The following is a 16,511-nucleotide window of genomic DNA, read 5'->3' as shown; positions in this document are numbered from 1 at the left end:
TACGCCGTCCTTGTCTTACAAGGACCAGCACGTTTATCAAGGTTGATGCGAACTATAAGTTACGAAAACTTATACATCCTAATCAAATGAAAAAAAGCGCCGGCTCGGCGCTTATTTCGGAACGGCATATGGAATTTTGGGAACTCCCCTGCGGTAGCTTCCCCGGGATTCAATCCCTCCGAGCCCCTCGATGCCGCTGTGCGTGAGTCCGATGACATCGATGATATCGACGGTATCCCTTATCGGGGTATAAGCTACCTTGGCGGCAATGCAGAGCGGATCGAGCGCATGGATGAGGACGCGGGCCGGGGAGCTCGCGAAGTTCGCGCCCGCTTGCAGCAGCGCCTCAAAGTGGGACTGGCAAGCTCCCGCAATGACGGTCAGCGCATCGCGGTTCTTCTCGTAGGCCCGCGCGGCGCGAACCGCATTGACGAAGTTATGCGAGTTCTTGTAGCTGCTAAGCTGTGTAATATCCAGCGACTGACGCTGCTTCAGAATTCCATCATGTCCCGTTATGACAACGATATCCGGCTGGGATTGCGGGAGCAGCCGATACAAGGCATCGGCCATGCTCGCTTCCGGAACGTAATAGCCTTCCGCCGGTACGCGCAGCTCTCCGTACAGCCCCATGCATTTTCGCAGATAGGCCGGATCTCCGTCCAAATGAAGCACCTTACCCGGCATATCAAAATAAGCCGGCCTCGGCTTCGCGCTCTCCGCAGCGCCGGGCCAGTATGATGGCGGCTGCGTCTCGCTGCCGGTCGGCACCGGAACGGTCGCAGACGTCAAAGACCGTTTCATCGTTTCCATCCACCACGGATGGGGCGGGCTCATATATTGAAAAGGGTCCAGCTGCGGCACGAATTCCAAATCTGGCAAAGGGGCATCGGCCAACAGCCGAAGCTCGACTCCGCGAAGCACGGCCTGCTGCCGCCTGATTTCTTGAATTTTGAAAACAATGTCACCACCATACGACTTCCGAGTGACCAGGTCTCCCTGCTTCATGGCTGCATCGCCTCCTCGTCTATCGTATGCGGTGATAGGCATTTGGTGCCAGTACGGCGCCTGCGCGAAAGGCGACTTTACATGCCGGTTTTGTTCAAATGCCGGGCGAGGACGCGGCTGAGCCGCGCATATTCTTCCATGGACAGCGTCTCGCCGCGGCGCGACGGCTCAATCCCCGCCTCGTGCAGCAAGCCCTCCAATTGCGGCTTCGTTTCCTTGGTGAAGTACTTGGCCGCCAGATTGTTGTAAATGGTCTTTCGGCGCTGGGTGAAGCTAGCCTGCACGACATCGAAGAAGAACGCTTCATCCTCCACCTCAACCGGCGGGCGTTCCCGAACCGTAAGCTTAATGACGGCGGAATCTACGTTCGGCTGAGGAATAAATACCGTATGCGGAACGATCGTAACGATCTCCGGCTCGCAGTAATATTGCACGGCAATGCTCAGGCTGCCGTAGTCTTTTCCTCCCGGCGGAGCCGCCATGCGGTCCGCCACTTCCTTCTGGATCATGACGACGATATGCTCCAGCGGCAGCTTTTCCTCAAGCAGCTTCATTAGAATCGGAGTCGTTACGTAGTAAGGCAGGTTGGCGACGACGCTGATTTTGCTTACGCCTTGAAATTGCTCCTTGATGAGCGCGCGCAGATCGACCTTCAGCACGTCCCCAAGTACGACCGTTGCCTGCGGATAGCCCTCGAGCGTCTCTTGGAGCAGCGGCAGCAGCCGCTGGTCAATCTCTACGGCGACGACGCGGCCGGCGATCTTGGCCAGCTGCTGCGTCAACGCGCCGATCCCGGGGCCGATCTCCAGCGCCCCCTTCGAAGCGTCGAGATCGGCGGCGGAGACAATCTTGTTCAATATATTCGGATCCACCAGAAAGTTCTGGCCCAGACTCTTTTTCAACGTCAGATTATGCTTCCTCAGCAAGTCATTCGTCCGTTTCGGAGATGCGATATCCAAGGCCGCTTGTCCGACAGAGGTGCCGCTATGGTCTTTATTCATGATGCGTTCCTTCTTCCTCCTCTAATTTCCGGTACGCCGCCGCAAATTCCTCCCGTGAAATTTGAAACATCCGGCACCGGTTGTAAAATTGCTTGCCGTTGCAGTAGCCGATGCCCAGCAGCTTGCCGATGGCGAGTCTTCTGGCGGCAGCCTGCGGATGGACGATCAGTCCTGCGCCGATCAAATCCTCCATCGTGATGACCGACGCCGCCGCGCGGTAATCGGTCTTCACCTGCTCGAGCGCCCTGCGGATCGCTTCCGCCGAAGCGTTCTCCACCCCGATATCCCCTTTGCTTGAAGCCTCCTCCTGGGACAGGAAGGCATGTTTGCAGCCCGGTACCTGGGAGGCGATAATCTTACGGATCCGTTCTCCGGCATGGTCCGGGTCCGTGAATACGATGACGCCTCTGCGTTGCTGGGCCAGGCGGATCCGTTTAATGATATCCTTGTTGATCGCCGAGCCGCCCGTCTCGATCGTCTCCGCTTCGACCGCCCGCTTGATGGCGACGGTATCGTCCTTTCCTTCTACAACAATGATTTCCTTAATCATCGCACTTCCATCCTTCTTTCCATACAAGCAGAAAAAGAAGAGGTCCCGGCAAGGGAATGCCTCTTCTTTCAACTATTTTATATCATGAGTCTACCCGATCACGCGGACCCTTAGTCGGCCGACGGCTTCGTCGGGCCGATCACGTATACGGTATATCCCCGCTTCGTGCCGAACCGGTTGGCATAATCATTGCTGTCAAAATAGACATCGATCACGTTGCCCTTGACCGCGCTGCCGGTGTCTTCCGCTCTGCGGAAACCGATTCCGTCGATATATACCCACCAGCCCATCGGAATCACCTTCGGATCCACGGCAATCGTGCGTCCTTCACTTACTCTCGCTCCTGAGGATGTCAACCCGTAGGATGGGTTTCCGCTGCTCTTGCCTGTAGAGGAGGCACCGGCGGAATAAGCCGTCAGAGTGACATTATTAATCACTTGCTTCACCGGGAAATTCACGCCGCCTTTGTTCACGTCCGTACTTGGGGAGGATGCGGACAGCACGGCAACCGGGTTCTTCGTTCCAATAGCGACCACCTTCTGGACGCTCTCGGACTGGACCTTCTGGTCCACGACTTGCTCGGAAACGAGGACGCCGTCCTCGAACAGCTTTTCCTTCTTCTTCAGCAGCACGCCCTCTTTGCCCTCTTGGACGACCTGCTCCTTGCCTTTAACGATCTGGGGATCGTTCTTCTTTACGGTCTCGAATGCAATCGGCTCCGTTTCCTCTTCCAATTGCTTATTGACCCTCACCACTTTAATCTCGCTGTTGTCCGGCAAACCCGCCTCTTGGGCCGGGGTAACCTTATCGAGCTCGCCCAGATCGATCTTCAGATCCGTCAGTGCGGCTCCCACCGTCTTGCCCGTGGTGTACACGGTTTTGCTCTCTCCGTCGGCCGTCAGCGTAATCGGCTTCGCCTTGTCAATCGTGATCCGGTCTCCCGATTTCACCGCGACATTCAAAGGCTGCGATACTCTGTCGTGCTCTCCGACCGAGATGCCTTGCTCATCCAGTATGCGTTGTAGAACGTAATGTCTCGTATTGACCGTTTTTTCCTGGCCATCCACAACGATCGATACACGTTTGATAGCTGTACCGTATAACATCATCAAAAACATGAAAGTCATAGCGAATGAAATAAGAGCAATGATCGATATCAAACGCAAGTTTTCATGCTTCCATCGCAATGCGAAGGTCATGCTGGATGATCGTCTTACATGGGTTTGTTCTGAAGTCACAACGCCCACTAGTTCGGTCCTCCTTCAAAAGCCCCGCCACCCGAGTGTTATGCATGAGTAGATCTGACGCGACTATGGTAAAATGTATGATCCAATTACCAACTGTTCCTGCTATTGCCATCAGATGATCGACTTGCTTGCCATCGCCACCTCCTAGGGATTTCCCATCAATTTACGGCTTGGACATTTATCCCATTGAACGGGGAAACAACAAAAAAAGTCATCGGAGAAGAGGAACCTTCCCGTGACTTTTTCTCATTTGGGCAAATGAAAAATAGAAGCACACGACAATTGTTACCTCTCTCTTGACGCTTACGAGGTTAGCTGACGGATTCGGACTTGAGAGTCGCCCTACCCAGAGCATACGAAGTATCCCTAGGATTCACCCCAAAACTTGGACTGCCGAATCATGACTTCGACCCGGACTGCCGCGCTAACGGTTCCCCCGTTTCCCTTACGGAAACTCAGCGATGTTGGAAAATTGGTAATCGTATGAAGTTAATATTGAGTTTACGATGCCGAGGGTAAAGTTGTAAAGCATACAAACTTTGAAAAAAAGAGCGATTTTAGACCGATATGATGAAAAATCGCTCAATCTATAGACTAAACCCTTCTTTCTCTTTGTATGACGTACGATTTGACCTATTTTTCTTGGTTTATCTAGTTTACGCTAAAAAAAGGGCTGTCCATACCCCCTCTTAGCTTCACGTTAAACCGAAAAGTTTTATCGCATTTCGCGTAGTAGCTTCGGCAAGCTCTTCTAGAGACAAGCCCTTGATTTCGGCTGCCGTTTCAGCGACTAAACGAACATAAGAGGTTTCGTTTCGCTTGCCCCGGTAAGGGTGCGGAGCGAGGTAGGGAGCGTCGGTTTCGATAAGGAGACGATCAAGCGGCACCTGGGCGAGCACTTCCTTCGGCTGCTTGGCGTTCTTGAACGTAACCGGTCCGCCGAAGGAGATATAGAAGTTCATGTCCAGACACATGCGGGCCGTTTCCCAGCTGCCGGAATAGCAATGCATCACGCCTCCGACCTCATGGGCTTTTTCCTCCCGCAGCGTCTTTACGACGTCATGATGGGCGTCCCGGTTATGAATCACGATCGGTAAACCCATCTTGCGGGCCAGACGGATTTGTTCGCGGAAGACCCGGTCCTGCACCTCCTTGGGCGACGTATCCCAATAGTAATCGAGACCAATCTCGCCTATAGCGACGACCTTCTTATGGCTGCAGAGCGACTCGATCCATTCCAGGTCCTCCTGCGTCATGTCTTTGGCGTCGGTCGGATGCCAACCGACTGTCGAATAAATAAAATCGTATTGCTCCGCCAGCGCGAGGGAGCTGGGGATCGTTTCTCGATTAAATCCGACGTTGACAATTCGACTAATTCCTTGTTCAACTGCGCGCCGGATGACGTCATGTCGATCTTCATCGAAAGCCGCGGCGTTTAAATGGGCATGTGTGTCGATAAGCATGGCTGTACCTCTTTTCCGTTCTTTGAAGTCCTAAAGTTTTCTATATTTATTGCAGTACAAAGCCTGGATCCATTGGGAAATTATTCAATTTGAAATATTTTCCTTATGCCCGGCTCCAGTTGATTGATTGGAAGCTCCTGCGGGTAATAAAGGTGGTATTTTCCCATATGAAATCCACTGATCGAACGGACGATCTCGGATTTTCGGGAAATCTCCGTTAAGCTGTCCTTGGAGTCGAGCAGCAGAATCGGGAGCTTCTCATCATGATCTCCCGGACGGTAAACATCATACGAAAGGTCGGAAGGAAAATCAATTTCCATATAAAACGAGGGGTCCCAGCCCAGTTCATTCATCGCGGCACGAAGCTTCTCCAGCTGCTGCACGTCCAGCCGGTCCAGCGTAACGTATTTAAAGAGATGCCGCTGAAGAAATCGTGAGCTCAGGTCGGCAAGAATCGGATCGTCTTCAAAGGTCCACTGCATCAGTACAGTCTGCATAAACGCTTCATCCAGAAGGAAGTAATCCTGGGTGGTCAGCTCCCTGCGGAATAGCTTCTCCAGCGGATGGATCATAAAGCCGAACCGGTACCCCTCCTCAAATAATTGCTTGGCCCGCTCGAATACTTTATGAAGCACGGCTTCGGCGCTGCGCGTGACGGGGTGAAAGTACACCTGCCAGTACATTTGGTATCTGGACATCAAGTAATCCTCCACCGCGTGCATCCCGCTTTCCTTGACCACAATGTGGCCTCGATACGGACGCATGACCCGCAGAATCCGCTCCAGATCGAAGGTGCCGTAATTTACTCCGGTAAAATACGCATCTCGGAGCAAATAATCCATGCGGTCGGCGTCGAGCTGACTCGAAATAAGGCTTACGACGATTTCGCGCGAATACGTTTTGGCGATGACGCCGGCCACTTTCGCAGGAAACTCCGGCGAGACCTCGCGCAGCACGCGGTTAACCTCCGTGTCGCCGAGGACGATGCGGCAGGACCACTCCTCATGATGGGTGCCGAACGTTTTCTCAATGGAATGCGAGAAGGGCCCGTGGCCAACGTCATGCAGCAGCGCGGCGCAAAGACAAAGCAGCCGTTCCTCTTTCGGCCAATCCTCGAACTGATTGCGCTCGAATTGCGAGAGGATCTTGCGTGTGATTTCGTATACGCCGAGCGAATGCGAGAAGCGGCTGTGCTCGGCCCCGTGGAAGGTCAGGAAGCAGGTGCCGAGCTGCCTGATCCGGCGCAGCCTTTGAAATTCCTTCGTGTTGATCAAATCCCAGATGGTTTGATCCTGAACATAAATGTACTTGTGAACCGGATCTTTAAATACTTTTTCTTCACTCAAGGGAGCGGTCATGAGCTAACCTCCTTTAAAACTTTTGTTTTCGACATGAATGTCGGATGAAAATCAAATATTATGTCGAATTTTGTCGAATTCATTCCCTTTTCAATTCCTTTTTTGGTTGACAAACACTTTCGATTTCGAATTTGAAACTCCTTCAAGAACAATGAAATTTCGCTAGATTTTGTGAGAAGCATCACAATTTTAGTCGCATTTGCATTAAATAATTTGTCAAAAAATCCTCAATTCCCAAATCATAGCATTAGAATCTCTTAATTTAATGTTGACTATTATGGGAATGGTTGGTATCATAAGTAAAGAGAATTATGTCGAAACATGGCGATTATTTTTTTACTTCTTAGAGAGGGGAATTTATTAATGATGAAATCTACAGGAATCGTGAGAAAAGTTGACGAATTGGGCCGCGTTGTTATTCCGATTGAATTGCGCAGAACGCTCGGCATCGGAGAGAAGGACGCTTTGGAAATTTATGTGGACGGCGAGCGCATCATGCTGAAGAAATATGAGCCTGCTTGTATCTTCTGCGGCAACGCTGAGAACGTGTCTTATTTCAAAGGAAAAATTGTTTGCCACGATTGCTTATCCGAAATGCCAATACCTGTGACAAAATAAAAAAAATAGGTTATAATAAAGTTAGCAATTTTAACTAAGGTAATTCTAACCTTTTTCATATCTCCTCTATATCCCCGATCCTTTATGGATCGGGGATTCTTTTTGAGCCACTGCCGGTGGCGCCCCCTAAATCCCCCCCGGGGGACCCCAGGGGCTCCCGCCCCTGGACCCCACGCTTCGGCGAGCAGTTGGTGGAGGGAGCGCTTTTCGTCCGAGCCGACCTGCCGCCGCTTGGGATGGCGGTTGGGTCGGCTCGGACCCGCTTCACGGCGGCGTTCTTACGTGGAAGGGCCGAGTGTGCGCCGACGTTTGTGCGATGTTGCAGGCATGACCACCGTATCCCCGCCCTGCAAGGCAAGCCTTGCAAGCTCCTGTTCGAGCAGGTCAAGAGCAAGGCAAGAGCAAAAGCAAGAGCAAAAGCAAGAGCAAGGGCAAGAGCAAGGGCAAGAGCAAGGGCAAGCGCAAAGGCAAGAGCAAAAGCAAGAGCAAAAGCAAGAGCAAAAGCAAGAGCAAAAGCAAGGTCAAAAGCAAGGTCAAAAGCAAGGTCAAAAGCAAGGTCAAAAGCAAGGTCAAAAGCAAGGTCAAAAGCAAGGTCAAAAGCAAGGTCAAAAGCATAGCCCGCTGCTACGCAGCATCGCAACCAACTTCCTTGAAAGCCTACTTCTCCCCCTACGAATCCCGGTGAAGCTGGTTATACAGCTCGCGCTTAGGGACGCCCAGGTCGGAGGCGGCGCGCTTCAGCGCCTCCTTGCGGTCCAGGCCGTCGGCCTCGTAGCGGGCTACGTGCTCCTCGGCCGTGAGGCCGGCCCACCAGGCGTCCTCGCTGCGCGGGGCGGAAGGGTCATCCTCGGCGCCGCGGACGACGACGACGTACTCGCCCTGCGCGGGATGCTCCGCGAGGTGCAGGAGCGCCTCCGCGAGCGTACCGCGGAGGGCTTCCTCGTAGCGCTTGGTCAGCTCGCGCACGAGGACAATCTCGCGATCCGGGCCGAAGGCGGCCTCCATCGCGGAGAGCGTCTTCACGAGCCGGTGCGGCGACTCGTAGCAGAGGAGCGTGGCCTGCTCGCGGTTTACCGCGGCCAGCTCTTGGGTGAGCGGCTTCTTGTCCCGCGGCAGGAAGCCGAGGAACTTGAACTTGTCGGTTGGCAGCCCCGACATGATGAGAGCCGACAGCGCCGCGTTCGCGCCCGGCACGGGAATGACGTCGATGGCCTCTTCCACGGCCATCCGGACCAAATCTGCGCCGGGGTCGCAGATGGCCGGGAGTCCCGCATCGCTGACGAGCGCGATGCTGTCACCGCCCTTCAGCAGCCGGATCAGCTCAGGCCCGCTGGCATGCTTATTGTGCTCGTGATAGCTCACGAGCCTGGTCGAGATCTCGAAATGCGTTAACAGCTTGCGGGTGTGGCGCGTATCTTCCGCCGCGATGAGCTGCACCTCCTGCAGTATACGGACGGCCCGGTAGGTCATGTCCTCCAGATTGCCGATCGGCGTGCCGACCAGATACAGCTTTCCGGCCGCGGTATGTTCCTGATAGCTTTTTTGAATGTTCACAAGAAACCCCTCAGCTCTATGTAGTGGATGAATCCAGCAGTGCATCCCGCCGGCCGTAATAGACGTCCATCAGCTCCTCGGTATATTCCGTCCCTTGCTTGTAGACGATCAAAGGCGGCAGCGTCCGAATCTCCGGCTTGCCGTCCCGCATCGCCTCGATCAGCACCATATTCGCCTCCATATCGGCACGGGGATGAACGAAGCGGATCCGCTTCGGCTCCAGCCGGTACTGCCGCATCGTGCAGCAAATATCGATGAGCCGGCTCGGCCGGTGCACCATCGCGACCTTTCCGCCGCTCTTCACCAGCCGGCTGCTCACGCGTACAACATCGTCCAGCGTGCAGAACACTTCATGCCGGGCGGCGGCGATATGCGCATTCACATTTTGTTCGCCATTCGGAACGGGGAGATAAGGCGGGTTCACCGTGACCGTATCGAAGGTGCCGTTGCCGAGTCGCTCCGGTGCCTCCTTCAGGTCCATTCGTAGCATCTCGATCCGGTCTTCAAGACCGTTGATTTTCACGTTCCGGACCGCCATATCCGCGAGCCGCTCCTGGATTTCCACGCCGGTCAGGCTTGCCTTCGTCCTGGTGCTTAAGAGCAAAGGAATGACCCCGTTGCCGGAGCACAGGTCGACGACCCGCCCCCGGGGCGGCACCGAGCAGAAGCGGCCGAGCAGCACCGCATCCAAAGAAAAGCTGAATACCTCGTCGCTTTGTATAATTTTCAAATCGTGCGTCAGCAATTCATCGATCCGCTCACGCTCATAGATCGGTACTTGATCCACTATCGTTCCTCTTCCCTTTTCTGTCCAGCGATTCCAAAAAAACCGTAGAGAAGAGTTCCTTCCCTACGGCAGCATTTATTTATTCAAGAAAGACATGCAGAAGAGGCAATCGCCTTCGGTCCGCAAATGTCCGTAATAAACGTTACAAATATGAAACCCTTCATGATAAATGCGGGTCAAATTGTCATGGCCTTGGCCGACGGGCGGCTCTTTAGAAGGCGCGACGGAACCTGCGGTTTGCAATACAGCGGAAGCCGTCACTTCCGCGTCCTTCTTTAACAGCTTGCGCAGCTGGCCGTTTTCTATACTCAGGCGCTTGTTCTCCTCCAGCAGCTCGACGATCTGCCGTTTAATTTGACCCAGATCGGCATAGAGAGCGCCCATTTGTTCTTCCATTTGTTCGATTTGTACGAATATATCCCGTTTATCCACGCTTTCACCTCAAGCCGCAAGAGCAGAAGCTGGTTTTAATGCTGTTCCACGACGTCATCTAAAGGCAGGTCCATGACCTTCTTCAAATCAAATACTTGCACCTTCGCCACTCGTTCGTTCACATTAAGCGAAATCAGGCGTCCGTTGCCGAATGGGGTAACCACTTCACTGCCGACGCGCGGCAGATCATCTTTAGCGCTTTCGTAATTATCATGCTCATACTTCAGGCAGCACATCAGACGGCCGCACAAACCGGAAATCTTCGTCGGATTCAGCGACAGGTTCTGATCCTTCGCCATCTTGATCGATACCGGTTCGAAATCGCCGAGGAACGAGGAGCAGCACAGAATCCGGCCGCACGGCCCGATCCCTCCGAGCATCTTGGCTTCATCGCGAACGCCGATCTGTCTCAGCTCGATCCGGGTACGGAAAATGCTGGCCAAATCCTTCACCAGCTCCCGGAAATCGACCCGGCCCTCCGCCGTGAAATAAAAAATAATCTTGTTCCGGTCAAATGTATACTCAACGTCAACCAGCTTCATTCGGAGCTGGTGATCCCGAATCTTGTCCTGACATATGGCAAAAGCATTCTTAGCAGCGTTCTTGTTATCATCTACCAGCTGCGCGTCCTGCTGATCCGCCATCCGGATGACCTTCTTGAGCGGCAGCACGACGTCGGCTTCCCCGACGGTTCTGCGTCCGATCACCACTGTCCCGTACTCTACGCCGCGGGCCGTTTCGACGATGACCGCGCTATCCTTATCGGCGGGCAGGTCGCTTGGGTCAAAATAGTAAATCTTGCCCGCCTTCTTGAAGCGGACTCCCACAACCGAGAACAATCCTACACCCCCTTGAGCCGCATTAATATATTTTCCAGCGCCAGCTGGGAATTGGCATGAAACCGCAGTCGTTTCTGCGTTTCTACCGCATGCTCGAGGCACGAGATCCAATGCTCTACGCGGTATTGATAAACCTGCTGCGTCATCCATTCGGTCTGATCGGTGTAAACCAAATCGTCCCGATGGCCGAGACTCAGCCGGACCATATCTTTAAGCCACAATATGAGCATGTCCAAGAAACGCGGAAGCTGCTCCGAGAGCTCCCCTTTCCCGAGCTTTTGCTGTGCGGTCAGCAGAGCTGACGGAAGCCGGGACAAACTCTCCTTTGTTAATTGTATCACTAGATTTCGGATTTCCGCAAACCCATTTCCTTGAATGAGCTCCCGGGCCGCCCCGGTTCCGGACGCCAGGCGGACGGCCGCTTGCACCAGCACCGCAGGATGGCCTTCGTTAAGCAGCTGCTTCGTCATGGAAGACTTGTTCAGCGGCATGAAAGGAACCCACTGCGCGCGCGACCGAATCGTCGGCAGCAGCGCATTGCCGTTGTCCGTGAGCAGTACCGCCACGACCTGGGAGGTCGGCTCCTCCAGAAATTTAAGCAGGCTGTTGGCCGCCTGTACGGTCATTTTATCCGCATCCTGAAGAATGTACATCTTCACTCCGGACGCCGATGCGCGGTAAGCGAACTGCTTCTGCAGCTCGCGAATCTGCTCTATCTTGATCGAAGCGCCATCCGGTTCAATAATATAGAGATCCGGATGGTTCCCGTGCTCCACCTTGCGGCAGTCGAGACATTCTCCGCAAGCATCGTCCGGGAGCACCTTGCAGTAAATCGCCTGGGCAAAAGCCTTCGCCATTGCCCGCCGGCCTGTCCCTGCCGGGCCTGTAAATATATATGCATGGGAAACCTTGTCTTCCCTAAGACTGTTCTGAAGTATCCTCTTAACCCGATCCTGTCCTTCTATCGCTGCAAAAGACATGGCACCCGCCTTAATCCTTTCGTAACAATCTAAAAAAACAAATTGATAAGCATGCCGCGGATTTCCCCGATCTTGTTGAGAAGATCGATCCGCCCCTGCTCGCTGTCGAGAAGATCGTCGGCCATGCCGAGCAATTCCGCATCGATTTCCTCCAGCAGCTTGTACCGCTTGGAACGCCCGCGGCGGTCCCAGCCGCGCGTATCCCGCAGCCCGACTCCGCGGCGCACCGTTTCCTCCAAAAATTGCTTGACCAGCAGTTTATACTGTCTCAGCTCGCGTACCGTCATCGACTTGGACAGCCGCAGACCCTGCTGGTCAATCTCTTGAAGAATGCGCTGCAGCTGCTCCTGCGTTGCCCTTTCGTCATGGTGCCGCATCATATCGGAGAAGGTTTTCTGCTGTAGCTGCTGGGACGAAGCATTCTCGCTTTTTACCATCTCTTTGCCGAAAGGGCGCCAGCCCGGATTGATTTTCACGCTGTGTACCGCCTTATCCTAGAAATGTTCGAACCGCTCGACCGGAAGTACAAAAACCGCGGCTCCGCCAACCTGAACCTCGACAGGGAACGGAATATACGAATCCGTCGTTCCTCCCATCGGGGAAACCGGGGTAACCATTTGCTCGCGAATTTTACAATTCGCCTTGATGACTTGAAACACCTCGCTGATCCGTTCGTCTTCCGTTCCGATCAGGAATGTCGTGTTCCCCGCACGCAGGAACCCTCCGGTGCTCGCCAGCTTCGTCGCACGAAACCCTTCTTTAATCAGAGCATTCGAGAGTCGGTTGCTGTCTTTGTCCTGAACGACCGCAATCACCAATTTCATCCTTCCAGCCTCCTTTACTAGGATCGTTTTGCGAGCTCCAACTTGTTGCTACTATAATAATTTGACAAAGCTTTGAAAAATTCCTTCAATTATATAGTCCGATAATGCATTATACTCGCCCAGGCAGCTTTTGGTTCAACACTTCCGTAATTTTCTGAAGTACCGCCTCAAGCTCCTGACCGGCATCAATTCGGACGATCCTGTCCGGAAACCGCTCGGCAACGAGCAGATAGCCCTCTCTCACCTTCCGATGAAAGACCAGAGACTCCAGGTCGAGACGGTTCACCTCGCGGCTTAGGTCCGCTTCGATCCGGGCCAGTCCCACCTCCGGGAGCACGTCCATGAAGATGGTGAGCTGAGGCATCCAGTCGCCAACAGCGAAACGGTTAATCGAGAACACTTCATTGATACCGAGTCCCCGGGCATGTCCCTGATAAGCCAGGCTGCTGTCGATAAACCGGTCGCAGATCACGACCTTGCCGGCCTCGAGGGCCGGAATGACCTTTTCCGCCAAATGCTGTCTTCGTGCAGCTGCATAGAGCAGCGCCTCCGTGCGCGCGTCCATCGCCGTATTGGCCCGATCCAGCACGATCCCGCGGATTTGCTCTGCAATGGGGATGCCGCCGGGCTCCCGAGTAGATATTATCTCGAAGCCTCGCTGCGCCGCTACTTCGATCATCGTTTGAATCGCAGAGGATTTGCCTGCTCCCTCTCCGCCTTCTACGGTTATGAAAAAACCAGATTTCACTTGGGTGTCCTCAATTCTTTCTTATCTGTATAGTTTACTATAACATATCCGGCTCTCAAACGTGAGAAGGAGCGACCCGAACCGCAATTTTTCCATCCTTGGAAAGATCATGCCCGTGAAACCGGCTCCCCCCTCGCACATGCATCTCCAATTCCGCAGCCGTAGCGCTGCTGATGATTTCTCCCGGATACAAGAGAGGTATACCGGGAGGATAAGGGATGATCATCTCCGCCGCAGCGTACCCGGCGCTTTCGCCGATCGGCAACCATTTGATGTCCCGTTCGAAGCCGCGGATATGCCCCATATCGAACGATACCGGCTCCGACACCCGGTCCGGCCGGGCCAGCCAGCTCGTGTCCAATGCACTGTTCCGCATATCGTCCCTGACCTCTCCATCGGCCTCCGGCTCGATGCGGCGAAGCGCTTGCAGCAGCTTCTCGCTATCCTCTATCGTGCTGGCGAGACTGTAAACCAGCAGCACATACTTGCCATCTGTCATTTCCGGATAGCAGCCCTGCTCCTCCAGCCTCCTTTTCAATTCATACCCGTCCCATTGCCCGGTTGAATCAAAGAGCGCCAATTTAAAAGGGTCTCTGGAGTAAGACTCATTGCCGCCGTTCATAGACCATAGCTGCCAACGCGGCCGTCCCTTCGGGCCAATAGCTTCAAGCCCTTCTTCCAAGCGGGCGACTGCCTGAAGCCCGCGCCCGATGCGCTCCCGTCCGGATGCCTGAAGCATGGTCCGGCTTAAATCGAGGCTGGCCATCAGCGGATACGAAGGACTGGAGCTTTGAAGCATGGCGAGAACGCGTTTGATTCCGTCCCGATGCACGCGGCTGCCTTGCAGATGAAGCATCGCTCCCATCGTCATGGCGGCGAGCATCTTATGCGTGGATTGCACGACCGCATCCGCTCCGCATGCCAGTGCAGACTGCGGCAAAGCCGGGTGGAAGCCGTAATGGGCTCCATGGGCTTCATCGACGAGCAGCAGCTTGCCTCGCGCATGCAGCTTGTCTGCGATCGCCGCAAGATCCGAACCGATCCCGAAATAGTTCGGATTCGTCAGAAGCAGCCCTACCGCATCCGGATAACGTCTCAGCGCTTCCTCCACATTGTCCGGGTCCAGCCCAAGCCGCATCCCGCCGGCCGCGTCCACCTGCGGCGCAATAAACACCGCTTCCGCCCCCGCGAGCATCAAACCATGGATGACCGACTTGTGCGCGTCCCGTTGGACGAGCAGGCGTTCTCCCGGCCGGCAGTGGGCCAGAATCATCGCCAGATTGCCTACCGTGCTCCCGCCTACCAGGAAGAGCGTCTCTTCCGCGCCGAAGCAGTCTGCCGCAAGCTGCTGCGCTTCATGTATGGCCTCCTCCGGCTGATGTAGATCGTCCAGTCCCGGAATTTCCGTCAGATCAATCGTAAGGATCTGCTCATATAGCTGCGAGGCCTCCTCATTCTCTACGTATACCCCGGCATCGGATTTATGACCGGGCACATGAAAACTGACCGCGCGGGAGCCCCGGTGCGCTAACAAGCTTTCAAACAAGGGCGCTCGTTGTTGAGACATGATACGTGCCTTCCTTCCGAAATCGATATATGCCGTATTGTACCAAACAAAAAAGCTCCCTTCCATCCGATTCGGACAAAAAAGAGCTTCGTTCATCGCTTTACGCGTTTTCTTTATAAAAAATTTGCTTCATCTGATGGATGAAGAACGGATATTTCACATCGCCCACGTCGGTCCTTACCATCTCAGTCTCGCAATCCTCGCATATGAATTCGGATATGATCATGATGCCATGTTCTTTGGATTGCCCGCAAATGATGCAAGGGTGAACTACATCGTGCTGCAGCGCTTCGCCCATCTCGCTTCACCTCTATTCTTCTTTTCTATCAGTATGGACAGATTCTCTTAAGAGTATACCAAATTCCATACTTATTTTTATGAAAATCGATGATTCTTGGTGCATCGCACTTATCATTTGCCGGTGGGCTTCCGATAAAAAGATATGTACATTCGTAATTCATATTATTCAGCATTTGAGCGGGGTCGAAGCCTTGAAGAACTATAACGACACACCCTTATCGAAAGATTCCACCATCTATACTTATACCCTGTTAAAAAGGGTCCGTCACATGACATGGTTTACTTACGTTTATTGGGGCATCGCCCTTGCGCTGTGGATCCGCGATGTGGTCTTATCGGAGCCCTTACCTTTTCTAATCAGTCTCGTTCTGGTGCCGTTGATCCATCTCCTGCTCGTTATCGTTATCCGCAGGGTGAAACGGTCTCAGGCCTTTCGGCAATGGCAGCTGAGCTTCCGTCTCCCTTGGTTTGGCCTAGTCCCTTCAAGCTACGCCGCGGTTGCTCGGGTTCGCAGTCTGCAGTTGCAGCTGCTGTTCGTGACGGCCGTGCTCATCGGCTGCCTCTACCCGTGGTTGCCCTCGGAGCTGCTGTTCCACCTGCTGTTCTTTCATCTGTGGGTGATGCTTCCAAGGCTCTATATCCTCTGGCGCTTCCGCGCTCATAGGGAAGAAGGTTATTTGATTATCAACGACAAAGACACCTCCTGCTATGCGCAGTAAGAGGTGTCTTATTTTGTCTTGAATTCGCGAAACCAGGATAAACGGCTACGCCATCCTTGTCTTACAAGGACCGGCGCGTTTATCAAGGTTGATGCGAAGCTGTAAGTTACGAAAACTTATAAATTCTTATCAACCGAAAAAAACTTCCAACGCCTGCTGCACCGGAAGTTTTCCTTGTACCTTGAAAACTGGATCGAAACATCGCACTTTAGCTGTGTATTCTTCTTGCTTTTTGCTTTATTGGGGCCCCCGCAAAGTACCCGGAATCCGCTTCGTCAGCTTCATTCTTCACTTTGTGGGTAAGCCTATGCTTCCGATGTGGTTTTGCTGTCGCAAAACCTATAGGATAAGCCCTCGACCGATTAGTATTCGTCAGCTCCACACGTTGCCGCGCTTCCACCCCGAACCTATCTACCTCGTCGTCTACAAGGGGTCTTACATACTGGGAAATCTCATCTTGAGGGGGGCTTCACGCTTAGATGCTTTCAGCGCTTATCCCGTCCGTACTTGGCTATCCAG

General features: G+C 53.7%; 19 protein-coding genes, 1 rRNA gene and 1 riboswitch. Of the genes, 3 read left to right on the top strand and 17 right to left on the bottom strand.

The genetic code is table 11. The features are described 5' to 3' along the window. Positions 1–111: 111 nt before the first annotated feature. From yabG to O9H85_RS35405, 6 genes are all read right to left on the bottom strand, one after another. A complete protein-coding gene (yabG, locus tag O9H85_RS35430) occupies positions 112–1,005 on the bottom strand; it encodes a sporulation peptidase YabG (RefSeq protein WP_269886067.1) in 894 nt (297 codons plus the stop codon). Between the two features lie 77 nt (positions 1,006–1,082). Beyond that, on the bottom strand, positions 1,083–2,006 hold the full coding sequence (rsmA, locus tag O9H85_RS35425) for a 16S rRNA (adenine(1518)-N(6)/adenine(1519)-N(6))-dimethyltransferase RsmA (protein ID WP_269886066.1): 924 nt from the start codon (positions 2,004–2,006) through the stop codon (positions 1,083–1,085). After that, complete coding sequence (rnmV, locus tag O9H85_RS35420) at positions 1,999–2,556, bottom strand: ribonuclease M5 (RefSeq protein ID WP_269886065.1); 558 nt, start codon at positions 2,554–2,556, stop codon at positions 1,999–2,001. Before rnmV ends, rsmA begins: the two co-directional genes overlap by 8 nt. A gap of 110 nt (positions 2,557–2,666) precedes the next feature. Beyond that, a complete protein-coding gene (locus O9H85_RS35415) occupies positions 2,667–3,803 on the bottom strand; it encodes a 3D domain-containing protein (protein ID WP_269886064.1) in 1,137 nt (378 codons plus the stop codon). 284 nt (positions 3,804–4,087) lie between these two features. After that, a riboswitch (cyclic di-AMP (ydaO/yuaA leader) is annotated at positions 4,088–4,274 on the bottom strand. 224 nt (positions 4,275–4,498) lie between these two features. After that, positions 4,499–5,266 carry a TatD family hydrolase gene (locus tag O9H85_RS35410; RefSeq protein ID WP_269886063.1) on the bottom strand — a complete coding sequence of 256 codons (768 nt, stop codon included), beginning with the start codon at positions 5,264–5,266 and terminating at the stop codon, positions 4,499–4,501. A gap of 80 nt (positions 5,267–5,346) precedes the next feature. Continuing rightward, a complete protein-coding gene (locus tag O9H85_RS35405) occupies positions 5,347–6,624 on the bottom strand; it encodes an HD domain-containing protein (protein ID WP_269886062.1) in 1,278 nt (425 codons plus the stop codon). Between the two features lie 363 nt (positions 6,625–6,987). On the opposite strand from O9H85_RS35405, the gene O9H85_RS35400 reads away from it, so the two are divergent. Then, the gene (locus tag O9H85_RS35400; protein WP_269886061.1) at positions 6,988–7,242 is read left to right on the top strand and encodes an AbrB/MazE/SpoVT family DNA-binding domain-containing protein; all 255 of its coding nucleotides are present in this window, start codon (positions 6,988–6,990) and stop codon (positions 7,240–7,242) included. A gap of 361 nt (positions 7,243–7,603) precedes the next feature. Then, a complete protein-coding gene (locus O9H85_RS35395) occupies positions 7,604–7,927 on the top strand; it encodes a hypothetical protein (RefSeq protein WP_269886060.1) in 324 nt (107 codons plus the stop codon). On the opposite strand, the gene rsmI is transcribed toward O9H85_RS35395, so the two are convergent. The 10 genes from rsmI to O9H85_RS35345 form a co-directional block, all read right to left on the bottom strand. Beyond that, positions 7,912–8,796, bottom strand: a complete 885-nt coding sequence (gene rsmI, locus O9H85_RS35390; RefSeq protein ID WP_269886059.1) for a 16S rRNA (cytidine(1402)-2'-O)-methyltransferase — start codon at positions 8,794–8,796, stop codon at positions 7,912–7,914. The two genes, O9H85_RS35395 and rsmI, sit on opposite strands and share 16 nt — an antisense overlap. A gap of 16 nt (positions 8,797–8,812) precedes the next feature. After that, positions 8,813–9,583 (bottom strand): tRNA1(Val) (adenine(37)-N6)-methyltransferase, encoded by a 771-nt coding sequence (locus tag O9H85_RS35385; protein ID WP_269886058.1) that lies wholly within the window; start codon positions 9,581–9,583, stop codon positions 8,813–8,815. Between the two features lie 75 nt (positions 9,584–9,658). Beyond that, complete coding sequence (gene yabA / locus O9H85_RS35380; protein ID WP_269886057.1) at positions 9,659–10,015, bottom strand: DNA replication initiation control protein YabA; 357 nt, start codon at positions 10,013–10,015, stop codon at positions 9,659–9,661. A gap of 35 nt (positions 10,016–10,050) precedes the next feature. Continuing rightward, entirely contained in the window at positions 10,051–10,854 is an 804-nt protein-coding gene (locus O9H85_RS35375) for a PSP1 domain-containing protein (protein ID WP_269886056.1), read from the bottom strand. 2 nt (positions 10,855–10,856) lie between these two features. Next, on the bottom strand, positions 10,857–11,834 hold the full coding sequence (holB, locus tag O9H85_RS35370; RefSeq protein WP_269886055.1) for a DNA polymerase III subunit delta': 978 nt from the start codon (positions 11,832–11,834) through the stop codon (positions 10,857–10,859). A 29-nt stretch (positions 11,835–11,863) separates the two neighbouring features. Next, on the bottom strand, positions 11,864–12,310 hold the full coding sequence (locus tag O9H85_RS35365; RefSeq protein WP_269886054.1) for a YaaR family protein: 447 nt from the start codon (positions 12,308–12,310) through the stop codon (positions 11,864–11,866). An 18-nt stretch (positions 12,311–12,328) separates the two neighbouring features. Next, positions 12,329–12,658 (bottom strand): cyclic-di-AMP receptor, encoded by a 330-nt coding sequence (locus O9H85_RS35360; RefSeq protein ID WP_269886053.1) that lies wholly within the window; start codon positions 12,656–12,658, stop codon positions 12,329–12,331. Between the two features lie 109 nt (positions 12,659–12,767). Further along, positions 12,768–13,406 carry a dTMP kinase gene (gene tmk, locus O9H85_RS35355; protein WP_269886052.1) on the bottom strand — a complete coding sequence of 213 codons (639 nt, stop codon included), beginning with the start codon at positions 13,404–13,406 and terminating at the stop codon, positions 12,768–12,770. Positions 13,407–13,461: 55 nt separating this feature from the next. After that, positions 13,462–14,973, bottom strand: a complete 1,512-nt coding sequence (locus O9H85_RS35350; protein WP_269886051.1) for an aminotransferase class I/II-fold pyridoxal phosphate-dependent enzyme — start codon at positions 14,971–14,973, stop codon at positions 13,462–13,464. Positions 14,974–15,073: 100 nt separating this feature from the next. After that, positions 15,074–15,271, bottom strand: a complete 198-nt coding sequence (locus O9H85_RS35345) for a sigma factor G inhibitor Gin (RefSeq protein ID WP_269886050.1) — start codon at positions 15,269–15,271, stop codon at positions 15,074–15,076. Between the two features lie 271 nt (positions 15,272–15,542). On the opposite strand from O9H85_RS35345, the gene O9H85_RS35340 reads away from it, so the two are divergent. Continuing rightward, positions 15,543–15,992 carry a hypothetical protein gene (locus tag O9H85_RS35340; RefSeq protein ID WP_269886049.1) on the top strand — a complete coding sequence of 150 codons (450 nt, stop codon included), beginning with the start codon at positions 15,543–15,545 and terminating at the stop codon, positions 15,990–15,992. A 342-nt stretch (positions 15,993–16,334) separates the two neighbouring features. On the opposite strand, the gene O9H85_RS35335 is transcribed toward O9H85_RS35340, so the two are convergent. Then, a 23S ribosomal RNA gene (locus tag O9H85_RS35335) occupies positions 16,335–16,511 on the bottom strand; the annotation flags it as partial.

Origin of the sequence: Paenibacillus gyeongsangnamensis (assembly GCF_027533625.1) — a bacterium.
Lineage (GTDB): Bacteria > Bacillota > Bacilli > Paenibacillales > NBRC-103111 > Paenibacillus_G > Paenibacillus_G gyeongsangnamensis.
Note: the sequence above shows the minus strand (reverse complement) of the source record. Positions and strands in the feature narration are given on the sequence as shown.

What these genes read in the sequence shown, in the direction of transcription:
- yabG (WP_269886067.1), bottom strand. Translation starts at nt 1,005, where the DNA reads ATGAAGCAGGGAGACCTGGTCACTCGGAAGTCGTATGGTGGTGACATT.
- O9H85_RS35360 (WP_269886053.1), bottom strand. Translation starts at nt 12,658, where the DNA reads ATGAAATTGGTGATTGCGGTCGTTCAGGACAAAGACAGCAACCGACTC.
- O9H85_RS35400 (WP_269886061.1), top strand. Translation starts at nt 6,988, where the DNA reads ATGATGAAATCTACAGGAATCGTGAGAAAAGTTGACGAATTGGGCCGC.
- O9H85_RS35405 (WP_269886062.1), bottom strand. Translation starts at nt 6,624, where the DNA reads ATGACCGCTCCCTTGAGTGAAGAAAAAGTATTTAAAGATCCGGTTCAC.
- O9H85_RS35345 (WP_269886050.1), bottom strand. Translation starts at nt 15,271, where the DNA reads ATGGGCGAAGCGCTGCAGCACGATGTAGTTCACCCTTGCATCATTTGC.
- rnmV (WP_269886065.1), bottom strand. Translation starts at nt 2,556, where the DNA reads ATGATTAAGGAAATCATTGTTGTAGAAGGAAAGGACGATACCGTCGCC.
- O9H85_RS35350 (WP_269886051.1), bottom strand. Translation starts at nt 14,973, where the DNA reads ATGTCTCAACAACGAGCGCCCTTGTTTGAAAGCTTGTTAGCGCACCGG.
- holB (WP_269886055.1), bottom strand. Translation starts at nt 11,834, where the DNA reads ATGTCTTTTGCAGCGATAGAAGGACAGGATCGGGTTAAGAGGATACTT.
- O9H85_RS35410 (WP_269886063.1), bottom strand. Translation starts at nt 5,266, where the DNA reads ATGCTTATCGACACACATGCCCATTTAAACGCCGCGGCTTTCGATGAA.
- rsmA (WP_269886066.1), bottom strand. Translation starts at nt 2,006, where the DNA reads ATGAATAAAGACCATAGCGGCACCTCTGTCGGACAAGCGGCCTTGGAT.
- O9H85_RS35340 (WP_269886049.1), top strand. Translation starts at nt 15,543, where the DNA reads ATGACATGGTTTACTTACGTTTATTGGGGCATCGCCCTTGCGCTGTGG.